The sequence below is a fragment of the Caballeronia sp. AZ7_KS35 genome (assembly GCF_023631045.1).
Classification (GTDB): domain Bacteria; phylum Pseudomonadota; class Gammaproteobacteria; order Burkholderiales; family Burkholderiaceae; genus Caballeronia; species Caballeronia zhejiangensis.
Genome location: NZ_JALQDV010000027.1, coordinates 122,421 through 136,010 on the forward strand (window position 1 = coordinate 122,421; position 13,590 = coordinate 136,010).

General features: G+C 63.3%; 12 protein-coding genes and 2 pseudogenes. 12 read left to right on the top strand and 2 right to left on the bottom strand.

The features are described 5' to 3' along the window. Window positions 1–8 precede the first annotated feature (8 nt). On the bottom strand, window positions 9–809 hold the full coding sequence (locus tag NCT05_RS16655; RefSeq protein WP_250482344.1) for a TetR/AcrR family transcriptional regulator: 801 nt from the start codon (window positions 807–809) through the stop codon (window positions 9–11). A 139-nt stretch (window positions 810–948) separates the two neighbouring features. On the opposite strand from NCT05_RS16655, the gene NCT05_RS16660 reads away from it, so the two are divergent. The 11 genes and pseudogenes from NCT05_RS16660 (at window position 949) to NCT05_RS37240 (ending at window position 10,906) form a co-directional block, all read left to right on the top strand. Further along, window positions 949–1,707, top strand: a complete 759-nt coding sequence (locus NCT05_RS16660) for an enoyl-CoA hydratase/isomerase family protein (RefSeq protein WP_008353925.1) — start codon at window positions 949–951, stop codon at window positions 1,705–1,707. A 61-nt stretch (window positions 1,708–1,768) separates the two neighbouring features. Then, a complete protein-coding gene (locus NCT05_RS16665) occupies window positions 1,769–3,112 on the top strand; it encodes an MFS transporter (protein WP_250502743.1) in 1,344 nt (447 codons plus the stop codon). A gap of 49 nt (window positions 3,113–3,161) precedes the next feature. Beyond that, window positions 3,162–4,766: an acyl CoA:acetate/3-ketoacid CoA transferase gene (locus tag NCT05_RS16670; RefSeq protein ID WP_250502744.1), complete on the top strand. Its 1,605-nt coding sequence runs from the start codon at window positions 3,162–3,164 to the stop codon at window positions 4,764–4,766. Window positions 4,767–4,774: 8 nt separating this feature from the next. Continuing rightward, window positions 4,775–5,626: a shikimate dehydrogenase family protein gene (locus NCT05_RS16675; RefSeq protein WP_250502745.1), complete on the top strand. Its 852-nt coding sequence runs from the start codon at window positions 4,775–4,777 to the stop codon at window positions 5,624–5,626. A 5-nt stretch (window positions 5,627–5,631) separates the two neighbouring features. Then, entirely contained in the window at window positions 5,632–6,789 is a 1,158-nt protein-coding gene (locus NCT05_RS16680) for a dihydrodipicolinate synthase family protein (protein ID WP_250502746.1), read from the top strand. Between the two features lie 44 nt (window positions 6,790–6,833). After that, on the top strand, window positions 6,834–7,328 hold the full coding sequence (locus tag NCT05_RS16685) for a MaoC/PaaZ C-terminal domain-containing protein (RefSeq protein ID WP_235366203.1): 495 nt from the start codon (window positions 6,834–6,836) through the stop codon (window positions 7,326–7,328). Window positions 7,329–7,786: 458 nt separating this feature from the next. Continuing rightward, window positions 7,787–9,136 (top strand): annotated as a pseudogene (locus NCT05_RS16690) (type VI secretion system Vgr family protein); the annotation flags it as partial. 2 nt (window positions 9,137–9,138) lie between these two features. After that, window positions 9,139–9,492, top strand: a complete 354-nt coding sequence (locus NCT05_RS16695) for a type VI secretion system baseplate subunit TssG (RefSeq protein ID WP_502801795.1) — start codon at window positions 9,139–9,141, stop codon at window positions 9,490–9,492. A gap of 8 nt (window positions 9,493–9,500) precedes the next feature. Then, window positions 9,501–10,034 carry a type VI secretion system lipoprotein TssJ gene (gene tssJ, locus NCT05_RS16700; RefSeq protein ID WP_250440429.1) on the top strand — a complete coding sequence of 178 codons (534 nt, stop codon included), beginning with the start codon at window positions 9,501–9,503 and terminating at the stop codon, window positions 10,032–10,034. Between the two features lie 103 nt (window positions 10,035–10,137). Continuing rightward, window positions 10,138–10,485: pseudogene (gene tssJ / locus NCT05_RS37235) on the top strand (type VI secretion system lipoprotein TssJ); the annotation flags it as partial. A 166-nt stretch (window positions 10,486–10,651) separates the two neighbouring features. Further along, window positions 10,652–10,906: a hypothetical protein gene (locus NCT05_RS37240; RefSeq protein WP_502801796.1), complete on the top strand. Its 255-nt coding sequence runs from the start codon at window positions 10,652–10,654 to the stop codon at window positions 10,904–10,906. 44 nt (window positions 10,907–10,950) lie between these two features. Here NCT05_RS37240 and NCT05_RS16710 read toward each other — a convergent pair whose 3' ends face one another. Continuing rightward, window positions 10,951–11,838: a M23 family metallopeptidase gene (locus NCT05_RS16710; RefSeq protein WP_250502747.1), complete on the bottom strand. Its 888-nt coding sequence runs from the start codon at window positions 11,836–11,838 to the stop codon at window positions 10,951–10,953. 266 nt (window positions 11,839–12,104) lie between these two features. On the opposite strand from NCT05_RS16710, the gene NCT05_RS16715 reads away from it, so the two are divergent. Next, a complete protein-coding gene (locus NCT05_RS16715) occupies window positions 12,105–13,556 on the top strand; it encodes an aldehyde dehydrogenase family protein (RefSeq protein ID WP_008353906.1) in 1,452 nt (483 codons plus the stop codon). Window positions 13,557–13,590: the final 34 nt, after the last annotated feature.

Sequence of the window (13,590 nt, forward strand, 5' to 3'; positions counted from 1 at the left end):
GGAAAGATTCACTTGGTGTATTTCGCGAGCACCACGACGGAGAAAGAGTTCATGAACTGTTCGACACGCTCGAAGCCGCCCGCGTCCTGTGCGAATACCGACAGGCTGTCGACGAGGTGCGTGAGCAGGAAGATCAGGTCTTCCTTCGGCGTGTCGCGCTTCAGCTCGCCGGTGCGGCTCGCATGCTCGACGGCGACTTCGACGGCCGCGTGGATCTCGGTTGTGAAGCCCGCGAGCGCCGCGCGCGCCTCGTCGGTCAGGACGTCGCTTTCCAGGCGCAGCCGGCCAATCAGACTCCACGGCCTGCGCGTCTTGCCGCCGGGATTGTATTTGCGGAACAGATTGCGGTTGTAGGCGACTTCCGCCTGCAGCTTCTCTCGCAGCGACAGCGTTTCGTCGAGCCAGATTTTCTTCTGTCCCGCGGTGGCGCCGGCCACGTATTCCTTCACCACTTCCTCGACGAGACTGTTCTTGTTGCCGAAGTGATAGTGGATGTTGGTGGTCGTGATGCCGAGCTCCTTGGCGATCACGCCAAACGTTGTCTTGTGATAGCCGTGCGCGATCAGGAGCTTCTTCGCCAGATCCTTGATGCTGTCGTACATCGGAGATTTTTTGGGCGCGGCGCTTGTTTTGTCGGTCTTGTCGTTCTGACTCAACGGTTCATCTCGGTGGGGATCGGACTGCCGGCTCGGCCTCGAACGAGGCGAAGCAACGGACGGGGATGCTGCGGAATTTGCGGTTGATTTTACACGACCCCCATTTGTCGATCTCTTCGCCGCCTTCTCCGCAAACGACTGCGCGCGTTCCATTTTTCGCCTCCCGAAAATCTCGTTGCGTAGTGCCCGGAAATGATGTTAATGTCCACTCAACGTACTTACTAGTAAGTAAGTATAAGGGAATACTCGAATGGGACAACACTGCTTCGGCAGTGAAAAAAAAGGAGGCGCGATGCAGGAACACATGGTGGTGCGCAAACACGGCGCGGTCGCGGAGATCGTCATCAATCGACCGGAGAAGATGAACGCGATCACGCCCGAGATGACGCAGACGCTCGCCGGCATCCGGCAGGACATCGAGCGTGACGAAGCGATCCGCGCGGTGCTGCTGCGCGGCGAAGGCGAGCGCGCATTCAGCGCGGGAAGCGATCTCCATTCGCTCAAGACGTATCGCACGACGTGGGAGTTTCGCGCCCGCACCGATTACGCGATGGTCGTGCGCGAATTCACCAAGCCCGTCGTCGCGGCATTGAAAGGCTGGGTGCTGGGCGGCGGCCTGGAAATGATGCTTGGCGCCGATGTCCGCGTCGCGGGACAAAGCGCCAAGTTCGGCGCGCCTGAAGTGGTGCGCGGTTGGGTCGGCGGCGGCGGTGCGTCGCAAATGCTGCCGCGCCTCATCGGCTACGGGCAGGCCATGCGCCTTCTGCTGACCGGCGACACCATCGATGCGAACGAGGCGCTCCGCATCGGCCTTGTCGAGATGGTGGTCGAGGATGCGGCCGTCGTCGAAACCGCGATGGCGCTGTGCCGCAAGATGGCCGAGTTCAGCCCGATCGCGACGCAGTCGGTCAAGGCGGCCGTGCGCGCATCGCTTTCGATGAGCGTCGAACAGGGCATTCGCTACGAGAACGAGCTGACGTCGCTGTGCTTCGCCTCGGGCAACTACGAGGAGGGCGCCAACGCATTCGGCAATCGCGCAAGCCGGAACTGATTCGCGGACAAGTACGTCACGTCGAACATAACCAGACCAAAGAGAAGCAGGAGACAGCGCCATGCACGTCGCACATGCGCAGAACGCAGACCGCAGGAACATCCGACGCGCCGTGTTCGCGTCGACGCTCGGCACCATCATCGAATGGTACGACTATGGGCTCTACGCAGCGGCATCGGGCCTCATCATCAACAAGCTGTTCTTTCCGCAGTTGTCGTCGCTTGCGGGCACGCTCGCGGCGTTCGCGACCTTCGCGGTCGGCTTCATCATCCGGCCGGTTGGCGGCATCGTCATTTCGCATATCGGCGACAAATACGGCCGCAAACCCGCGCTCGTGTTCTGCGTGACGATCATGGGCGCGGCGACCGTCGGCCTCGGCATATTGCCGACGTGGCAGCAGGCAGGCGTGATCGCGCCGATCCTGCTCGTGCTGCTGCGCATGATGCAGGGCTTCGGCGCCGGCGCGGAACTCGCCGGCGCAATCACGCTGATCGCCGAATACACGCCGCCGAGCCGGCGCGCGTTCTTTACGTCGATTCCGAACGCGGCCACCAACTTCGGCGTGATGATCGCGATCGCGACGTTCCTGATGATCTCGTACGTGCCGGAAGACATCCTGTTCACGTGGGCGTGGCGCGTGCCGTTCATCCTGTCGCTCGGGTTGTTCGGCGTCGCGATCTACATCCGCTCGAAGCTCGATGAAACGCCCGAATACGTCGCCGCGATGGAGAAGGCGAGCGCGAAGGCCAAGGCCGAGAAAGTGCCCGTCGCGGACCTGTTTCGCAACAGCCGTCGCGAGTTGCTGTGCGGCTTCTTCGCGATGGGCGGCCATCAGGCGCTCAGCTATGTGCTCAATACCTTTGCGCTGAGCTACATGACCAACACGGTCGGCATGGCGAAGGCTGACAGCCTCGTCGTACTGATCATCGCGCTGGGCTTCTCGCTTTTCTGCGCGCCCGTCGGCGGCATGCTCGCGGACAAATACGGCAGCGGCAACGTGTTCGCCGCCGGCGCGATGATCGCGCTCGCGCTCGTGTGGCCGCTCTTCCGCGCCATCGATTCGAAGGACATCGTGCTCGCCACGATCGCGATGAGCGCGGTCTATGGAATCAGCTGGGGCTGCACCTGCGGCGCACAGGGCGCGTTCCTGTCGAATCTGTTTCCGACGCAGTACCGCTTCTCCGGCATCGCGATGTGCCGCGAGTTTTCCGGCGCGCTGATAGGCGGGCCGACGCCGTTCATCGCGACCGCGCTCGTCGCATACGCGGGCGGCAAGCCGACTTACGTGATGGTGTTCCTCGCCGTCTTCTGCCTGCTCACGCTGATCGCGGCGCTGTTCGGCAAACGCCTCTCGCGTCATCGGGACGATCAGCCCGTGTTCCAGGAATCGCATTCGGCAATCTGACGCCGATGCGGGCATCGACGCAAACACAGACAATACCGGAGTAGATGACATGCAAATTTTGACCGCCGACCAGGCTGCATCCCTGCTGAAGGATGGCGATACCTTGATGATCGGCGGATCGGGAAGCGGGCACGCCGTGCCGGAAGCGCTGATCGAGGCGCTCGAGCGGCGCTTTCTCGCGCAGGGCGAGCCGCGCCGGATCACGTCGTTTCATCCGGTCGGCCTCGGCGATCGCGGCGAACGCGGCGCATCGCGGCTCGCGCATACGGGGCTGCTCAAGCGTGTCGTATGCGGCACGCTGGTCGATTCGCCGGCGCTCGCGCAGATGGCGCTGAACAATGAAGTCGAAGCGTGGACACTGCCGCAGGGCGCGCTCTCGCAGCTCACGCGCGAGATGGCGGCGGGGCGGCCGGGGCTCGTCAGTCATGTCGGGCTGCATACCTTCGTCGATCCGCGCAATGGCGGTGGGCTTCAGGGCGCGCCGAGCGATGACGAACTCGTCAGCCTGATCGAGCTCGACGGCCGCGAGTGGCTGTTCTACAAGCCGTTCGAAGTCGATGTCGCTTTTCTGCGCGGCACGACGGCGGACGAAGACGGCAACATATCGATGGAGCATGAAGCCGTTTTCGCGGACATGCTCTCGATGGCGCAGGCGACGAAGCGCAACGGCGGTGTCGTGATCGTGCAGGTGAAGCGGCTTGCGAAGCGCGGCACCTTGCCCGCGAAGACGGTGAAGATTCCGGGCATGCTCGTCGACGCGGTCGTCGTTCAGGAGGATCAGCCGGTGACGTATCAGACGGCTTACGATCCGTCGTTTACCGGCGAAATGCGTATTCCGCTCGGCGGTTTTCCGCGCCTTCCGCTCGACGAACGCAAGATCATCGCGCGGCGTCTCGCGATGGAACTGAGCATGGGCGCGGTGTGCAACGTCGGCTCGGGCGTGTGCACGGGCATCGGGCTCGTCGCGGCGGAAGAGGACGTGCTGCATCACATCGTGCTGACGAACGAGCAAGGGCTGATCGGCGGCGCGCCCGCGGCGGGACTCGATGCCGGCGCCGCGCGCAACTACAGCGCGATCGTCGACATGCCGTATCAATTCGATTTCTACGATGGCGGCGGCATCGATATCGCGTTTCTCTCGGCGGTCGAGATCGACGCGCAGGGCAGCGTCAATATCAGCCGCTTCGCGAACAAGCTGATCGGCGTGGGCGGGTTCATCAACATCAGCCAGAACGCGCGCAAGATGGTCTTCGGCGGCACGTTCACGGCGGGCAACCTGCAAGTGTCCTGCGAAGGCGGCAAGCTGCAGATCCTGAAGGAAGGCGCGCATCGCAAGTTCGTGTCGAAGCTGCAGCAGGTGTCGTACAGCGGACCTTTCGCGCAGGAGCGCAAGCAGACGACACTCTTCGTCACCGAGCGCGCGGTGTTCCGCGCCATCGATGGCGCGCTCGAACTGATCGAGATCGCGCCGGGCATCGATCTCGAGCGCGACGTGCTCGCGCACATGGCGTTTCGCCCCGTCATCTCGCCCGATCTCAAGCTGATGGACGAGCGACTCTTCCGTCCCGAACCGATGGGCCTCGATGCCGTGATGGCGTCGCAAGGCTGGCCGTGTCATCCGCGGCTTGCTGCGTTAGCGGGGGGCGAGCGGTGAAGCGCGAGTTGCAAGCTCTTCGAATCGATGGATCGACGCGCCTCTTCGGCATCGTCGGCAGTCCGGTGACGCAGGTGAAGACACCGCAACTGATGAACGCGCTCTTCGACGCAAGCGGCATCAATGCGACATGCCTGCCGTTCGATGTGCCCGTGAACGTGTTCGAGCCGGCCGTAGCCGGACTTCAGGCGCTCGGCAATCTCGATGGCCTCGTCGTCACCGTGCCGCACAAGGTGCGCGCGATGGCGATGGTCGACGACATGTCGGACACGGCGCGGCGCGTCGGCGCGATCAACGTGATGCGGCAACAGCCGGATGGCACCTGGTACGGCGATATGTTCGACGGCACAGGCCTCGTGCAGGGACTGACGCGTCTCGGCTTCGAGATTCGCGGCCAGCGCGTGAAGCAGCTCGGCGCGGGCGGTGCGGGCGCCGCGGTCGCGCACGCGCTGGCCGAGGCGGGCGCGGCGAGCATCGCGCTGAGCGATCCGCAGCGCGAGCTGTCCGAGCAGTTGTCGGCGCGACTGAACCGCTTCTATCCGGATTGCGAGGCTCGCGTCGATGTCGATCCGGCGAATGTCGCGGGCATGGATCTGCTCATCAACTGTTCGCCGGTCGGCATGAAGCCGGGCGATGGCATGCCGGCTTCCTTTGGCGCATTTTCCGAAGCGATGCAGGTCGTCGACATCATCATGACGCCCGCCGAAACGCCGCTGCTGAAACATGCGCGGCAGTGCGGCTGTCGCGCGACCAACGGACGGCCGATGATCGAAGGGCAGCTCGCGGCGTTCGCGACGTTTTTCGGCATCGACATGCCCGCAGCGTTCCCTATCCTTTTCGACGCGCCTATCCGGACCTGACTACCATGCATATCGTTCTTCCGACCGCTTCCGGCGAGTTCGAAAACTACACGCTCAAAGGCGATCCGATCGGCGGCGCGCCGGCGGGATCGACATTCAACCGCATCGCCTATTCCGCCGCGCACGTCGTGGCCGATCCGCTTCGCAGCGGCGAACTGAATCAGCCCGCCGCACTCGACTGGGCGCGCACGATCGAATATCGGCGATATCTGATCGGCCAGGGGCTCGGCATCGCGGAGGCGATGGACACCGCGCAGCGCGGCATGGGCCTCACATGGGACACGGCGCTCGAGCTCATCGAGCGGACGATGCAGGAAACGCGCGACATGGCCGGTGCGCGGATCGCGTCGGGATGCGGCACGGATCATCTTCCCGCGCAGTCGGCCACGTCGTGCGATGACGTCATCCGCGCCTATGCGACGCAGCTCGAAGCGATTCAGCGCACGGGCAGCCGGGTGATCCTGATGGCAAGCCGCGCGCTCACCCGCGTGGCGCGAAGTCGCGATGACTATCTGCGTGTGTATGGCGAAGTGCTCGCGATGTGCGACGAGCCCGTGATCCTTCACTGGCTCGGCGACATGTTCGATCCGGAGTTGAAGGGATACTGGGGCAGCGACAATCTCGACGAAGCAGCCGACGCGTGCCTGACGGTCATCGCGGAGAACGCTGGCAAGATCGACGGCATCAAGATTTCCCTGCTCGACGATGCCCGCGAGATTGCCTTCCGGCGACGCCTGCCCGAAGGCGTCAGGATGTATACGGGCGACGATTTCAACTATCCGTCGCTCATCAAGGGCGATGAAGAAGGTTACTCGCACGCGTTGCTCGGCATCTTCGATGCGATCGCGCCGGCTGCATCGCAGGCGCTCGCGGCGCTCGCTGCAGGCGATCTCGCGCGATACGAGCGGTTTTTCGCGCCGACGGTGGCGCTCTCGCGCCACATCTTTCGCATGCCGACGCAGTACTACAAAACGGGCGTCGTCTTTCTCGCCTACCTGAACGGATTTCAGCCGCATTTCTTCATGCTCGGCGGTCACCACGGCGCACGTCCGCCGGTTTATCTCGCGGACGTGTTCCGTCTCGCCGATAAGGCCGGCCTGCTGCGCAATCCCGATCTCGCGGTTCAGCGAATGCGGCTCGTCATGCAGACGCTCGGACTTTGAACGCCGACTTTCTTGAAGGCACATTACAAGGACAGATGGAAGACATGACCCAATTACAGAACGAAGAAGCCGCCGTACAGCGCGGGCGTTTGCTCGCGCCGGGCATGTATGACCTGAACGACCTCGAGATAGGCGATCATTTCGTCACGTCGGGCATGACGTTGACGGAAGCGCATATCGTCAATTACGCGGGTGTATCGGGCGATATGTACGACATTCATCTCGACGATGTGGCCGCGCAGCAGGCGGGATTTTCCGGCCGGATCGCGCACGGACTGCTCGGCCTCGCGCTCACCGATGGTCTGAAGACGCGCTCGCCGGTGCGCATGAGCGCGCTGGCGACGTTGGGATGGAACTGGTCGTTTCGGGCGCCGCTTCATATCGGCGATCGCATTCAGGTCGAAATCGAAGTCGTCGGTAAGCGGGTGACGAAGCGCATCGACCGAGGAATCGCGACGCTGAAGCTGCGCGTGCTGAATCAACTGGGGAACGTCGTGCAGGACGGGGAGACGCTGCTGTTGATGCAGAATCGGGCTTAGTTTTCTCAAATATTCGATACGCGCGACGATTGCCCATCAGCGGACGTTAACGATCATCGTTTGACCGAAGCTCGGGCGGTCGAGCCCGATGCGCGCAACCAGTTGTGTCATGACCTCCCGCTCCGCACCGCCTCTGCGAGCACGAGCAACGTGCAGAATTGCAGTTTGGGTGCGCGTCACTGCGATCGCTGCGATCGCTGCTTCAACCTGGACATGCTAAAGGCTGGGTGCAGTTTCCATGTCGAGCGGCCCCACCTCCGATCAGTGCCGCAAGCGTCTTCGGACCATTCCTAAATGACAATGACGTCGCTCCGAGCGACGGAATATTAGGTCACAATCCCCTGCTAAATTGTCCCGATTCGGAATGCCAAGCGATTGCGCGATGCAATCCTCGGGACGTTAAAACGTCTACCTAAGTTGTCGTCGAAGGTGGCGCTTATCAGGGAGAGTGCTTTCGCATGTCAATGGTATTGCCAAGTCAGGCCTACGGCCTCCAGTTGAAGCCCCACCCCGCGCCCATCTCAGTATTGAGCTTCAATGGCGAGGCGCAAATTAGCGCGCTCTACAAGTTCAATATCGAATTTACGAGCCCTGTCGCCGATATTCCGATGGATCAGGTCGTTGGGCGGTCTGCGGTGTTGACCATCGCCCCCATCGATCCTCAAGAAGCTTATCTGCGGCAGATGTTCGGTGAACGATGGAAGGACTTCAGCAAGGCGCCGGAGCCTAGCGTCACGCATGGCGTCATTGACAGGTTTGAGACGCTCGGCACATCGGCCGATGAAACCCGGTATCGCGTCACCCTCGTGCCGAAGATCGCGGAATTGGCGAGAGGCCGCACATGCCGATTGTTTCAGAAGCAATCGGTCGTCGAGATCATCACCGATACGCTGCGCCACTACGATTATCGCCTCGGTGTCGATTTCGATTTCAAGAGTCTGCGCGGCACGTATAAGCGGCTCGAATACGAGACTCAGTTCTACGAGACCACGTTCGCGTTCATTCAGCGCCTCTGCGCCGAAGCGGGCATCTGGTTTCGCTTCGAGCAGAAGAGCGATCGGACGGTCATCATCTTCGGGGATGATCTGGATGCGTATGCCCGCAAGCAGCGGGTGGTTCCGTATCGCAGCCACTCGGGGCTGGAAAGCGTGGGCGCCGAATCGATCCGTTCGCTCAGGACGATCACGCAGCGCGTGCCCGAGGCGGTGCAACTGAACGACTACAACCATCGTCAGGCGGACGTCAATCTGTTGGTCGAGGAGAACACCGCGCGCGCGGACAAGACCACCGATGGCGTCGATGGGACGTGGGGCGAGCATTACGAAACGCTGGAGGAAGGTCGCCAGATCGCGCGTCTGCGCCATGAAGCGCACATCGCCACCCAGATCAGCTATCGCGCTCGGGGCAATCCGTTCTCGCTCGAAGTGGGCGAGGTGATCCGGCTGGACGTGAATCCCAAGGATGCGCCCAACGGCCTGCTCGTTACGTCGATGCGTTGCGGCGGCGGCCGGGGGGTGTCGTACTGGAACACTTTTCGGGCGATCCCGGCGGATCGCAAGTGGCGCACGAGCATCGACGTGATCGAGCGTCCCAAGGCCGAAGGCATCTGGCCGGCCAGGGTGGATTCTCCCGGCAACTATCACTATGGCTATCTCGATGAAAAGGGACGGTATGTCGTCAAGATGCCGTTCGATCTGGACGAGTGGAGTCCGGGGGGCGCGAGCCGTCCTATTCGTATGGCCAAGCCTTATGCGGGGGCGGACTACGGTCATCACTTGCCGTTGATTCACGGCACGGAGGTGGCGCTTACGTGCTCGGCAAGCGCGTGCATTACCGCAGTCGCGCGGTGCGCGTGACGCTGCGTCCGACGAACGCGCAACAGGCGCACGACTTGTTGCCTGGTGCGTGGCTCCATCGCGATTTGATGGCGCTGGCGCGGCTCTATATCGGCACGAAGGCGGACGTGCATCTGCGCATGCAGATGTCCTCGCGATTCACGCCCGAGCCAATGGTGGGCAAAGCGCGTGCGCCCGTATCGCCGCGTCTGGGCTGGACGGTGGTGCTGCCCGTTCGGCAGGAACGCGAGATCACGGTCGAGTTGGGCGTCTGCGAAGCGTTTCCGGCACCGCAGCCGAACCCGTACCTCGAACCGCGTGCCGCATGAGAGGCCGAATGATGTCGAAACCGAATCAAATGGCCTGCGCGGTGTTGCTCATTCTCGGGCTGTCAGGCTGCGGCCTCTGGCAGGCGACCTCCGACGGAGCCACGAGCGCTTATCAAGCGATGACCGACTGGCGCGTGAAAGCGGTCGACGTCGACATGCGCGCCCGTGCCGACCTGAATCCGGACGCTTCGGGCCATCCGCATCCGGTGGCGGTGCGCGTCTATCAGTTGAAGGATCGCGCGCGCTTCGACAGCGCGTCGTTCAACGAGCTTCTCCACCACGACCGCACCGTGCTTGGGCGCGATCTGCAAGCGAGCGTGTCTGCCGTGGTCAATCCCGGCGCATCGGCGAGCGTGTCGCAGCCGATGCAAAAGGAGACCGCGTTCATCGCAATTGCCGCGTTCTATCGGAACGCCGATCAGGCGGGCGGCTGGAAGCAGGTCATCGCGGCCAGGAAGCTCCCTGACGACGCGCCGGTAAAGCTGACGCTGGCGGACAGCAAGCTCGATATGGAAAGCAAGGCGAAGGCGGGCAAGAAATGACGTGCGGCAGCGTCTGTCGTCGCCATCGTAGCTAAAGGGCGGTCGCGACAAAAGACCGATGGCTTCAAACATCAAACCGAATCGAAATCGACAATAACCAGCAATGCGGCACAACAGATTGAACGAATTACGCGGCGATGGCCTCGTCGCCCGCGCGACCCGAAGCGTGAACTCGGCGCTCTTTTTCATCGGCGCGCTTACGCTCGCCGGCTGCGGCGCATGGCAGGCCACGAAGGACAGCACGGTAAGCGCAGCCGAGTGGCTCTTCACCACGCAAGTCAAGTCGATGAACGTCGAACTGAACGGTCGCGCCGCGTTGAACGAAAACGCGACTGGGCAGCCGCTTTCGACGGTGGTGCGGTTCTATCAACTCAAGGATTCGAAGACCTTCGCGCAACTCGAATACGTCCAGTTGCAGAACGCCGATCTCGAACTGCTCAAGACGGATCTCGTCGCCACCAAGGACGTCGTGCTGCGCCCGGGCGCGAGCGCGAGCGTTGCCACCGATGCAGAAGGACGCCGAGCACGTTGGCGTAGTGGCGTTCTTCCGCTCGCCGAGCAGCAACGGCGTGTGGAAGCTGTTGATTCCGAAGAAGCAGTGGAAGGACACCGATCCGGTGAGAATCAGTGTGCAGAGCAATCTGCTCGTGCTCGAAGGTGCGGATCCGAAAGCCGTGAAACGCGATGCGCCGCAGCAGTCCGTATCGAACGCCGGGGCGGCTGCCGCGTCGGCGGCGTCGAGTGTCTCGGGAGCCGCCGCCGCGAGCAAAGCGGCGGCGCAGAGCGTCAACACGGCGACCGACGCGCTCACAAGCGCCAAGGCGAGCGCAAGTTCGCTCTCGACGAGCGCCGGCGGGTTGCTTTCGAATTGAACGTGTCGGAATGGTCCACCCGGCGGACCAATTCTTACCTCGTCTCACGCATGCGAGTCGCCCGCAAACAGCGCGAGATATCCTTCCGGGTCGACCGGCTTCCCGCCCACACGCACCTCGAAATGCAGATGCGGTCCCGTGGATCGACCCGTCGAGCCCACCTCGGCGATAGTCTCGCGCGGCTCGACCTGCTGTCCGACGCGCACTTCGATCTTCGAAGCGTGAGCGTATCGCGTGATAAAGCCGTTGCCGTGATCGATCTCGACCGTATTGCCATAGCCCGGCATCGGTCCGGCGTGGATCACGCGGCCGCCGGCGGCCGCGAGAATCGGCGTACCTGTCGGGGCGACCAGATCCACGCCCGGGTGGAAACTCAGGTGACGATTGAACGGATCCAGACGGTTTCCGAACGATGAACTCGTTCGTCCGAACGCGAGCGGACGACGCCCCGGAAAGGCTTCCCACGCCGCCTCGTGCTGCGCCGCGTCTTGTTCGAGCGCGTCAAGCGTCGTCGCCAGGCAGTCGAGTTCGTTGCTTCGGTTTCGCGGCTCCGGCCGCGCGTCGGCGGCCTGGCAAGGGCGGGGCGGAAGCTCTGGGCCGCCCGCTGCGTCGCTGGAGGCCGCGCGCACCGAGGCCACTGCGCTGGTCGCCGTGGCGCGCGGCGGTTTTGCGCGCAAGCGTTGATCGAACCCACTGAGCGTGTCCAACTGCGCAGCGAGCCGCTCCACGCGCGCATCGAGCGCGGCGTTCGACGCCTTCAGACGCGCGAGCTCATCGGCGTTGTAAGGGGCTCGGGCGTATCGGACGGCGGCGGGCTCCTGCGCACGCCGCATCTGAACGTCATACTGGCCCAGCGCGAGACCGCCTGCCAGCGCCAGCACCGCCACCGAGCAGGCAGTACCAACGATGGCGCGCAGCGCGCCTCGCCGCATCACGATGTAAAGATCGTTTTTCGAGCGCGAGATGACTGACACCACCCTTATCTCCCTGCAATCAGTGCGAGTTTTGAGATGGTAGGAGCGCGCCGGATCTCGGCCTATCGGACGAATCAGAGAAATTTGGGACAAGAGTCGATTCCGCGGCCTGCGCTATATCCGCTCATACATTCCGCCCTATATAAACAATAAAAATGTTTTGCTTTCATAGATGGTTCTTCTCCCTCAACATGAAGTGATCCGAAAAAGCACTGGAGCGAGACATGGAAAGCACCGCGGATTTGAAGCGCTATGAATTGCTGATCAATGGCGAGTTCGTCCCGCCGAGCGGAGGCGACTACTCGACGAACCTCGATCCTTCGAACGAGAATCCGATCGCCCACGTCGCGCAAGGCACATCCGCCGATGTCGACCGCGCGGTGCAGGCGGCGCGCGCCGCGCTCAAGCCGTGGAATGCGATCCGCGCCGCCGAACGCGGCCGAATCCTGATGAAGCTTGCCGATCTCCTGCGCGAAAATCAGGAAGAACTCGCGGCGCTCGAAAGTCTCGATGCCGGCAAGCCGATCTCCGGTGTACAACGCCAGGACGTGCCCGCCGCCATCGATACGCTCGCCTACTATGCCGGCTGGTGCGACAAGATCAACGGCCAGGTCGTGCCCGCACGCCCCGACGCGCTGACCTACACCGTGCGCGAGCCGATCGGCGTCGTCGCGGCGATCGTGCCGTGGAATTTCCCGCTGATGATCGGCATGTGGAAGATCGCGCCCGCGCTCGCGTGCGGCTGCACGCTGATCGTCAAGCCGGCCGAAATCACGCCGCTTTCGGCGCTGATGGTCGGGCGGCTCGCGCTGGAAGCCGGCGTGCCGCCGGGCGTGCTCAACATCGTGACCGGCAAGGGCTCGGTCGTCGGCGATTCCCTCGTCGCGCATCCGGGCGTCGACAAGGTGACGTTCACCGGCTCGCCGTCCGTCGGGCGCGGCATTCTGCAGGGCGCGGCGGGCAACTTCAAGCGCGTCACGCTCGAACTAGGCGGCAAGTCCGCCAACGTGATCTTCGCCGATGCGAACATCGACGGCGCCGTGCGCGCGGCCGCATCGGGCATCTTCTTCAACGCGGGGCAAGTCTGCTCGGCGGGCTCGCGCATTCTCGCGCAGCGCGCCGTCTACGACGAAGTCGTCGAGCGCCTCGCCCAGCGCGCGCAGACGATCAAGCTCGGCGATCCGTCCAAACGCGAAACCAACATGGGCCCGCTCATTTCCGCCAAGCAGATGAAGAGCGTGCTCGACTACGTGGACATCGGCACGGGCGAGGGCGCCTCGCTCGTGACAGGCGGCAAGCGCGCGGGCGAACGCGGCTATTTCGTGGAGCCGACGGTGTTCGCCAACGTCGAGCACGAGATGCGCATCTCGCAGGAAGAGATTTTCGGGCCGGTCGCGAGCGTGATCCCCTTCGACGACGAAGCCGACGCGCTGCGCATCGCCAACGGCACCGCGTACAGTCTCGCAGCGGGCGTCTGGAGCGCGGATATCGGCCGCGTGCATCGCATGGCCGCGGAATTGAAAGCGGGCACGGTCTGGGTCAATACCTACGGTTTCACGGACGTGCGCCTGCCGTGGGGCGGCGGCGGCGACTCGGGCTTCGGCCGCGAACATGGCGACGTCGCCATCGAGAATTTCACCGAGCCGAAGGCGGTCTGGGTGGCGCTGACGCCTTGACGGAATGAACGCCGCGGCCAACCGCGGCGAAAGG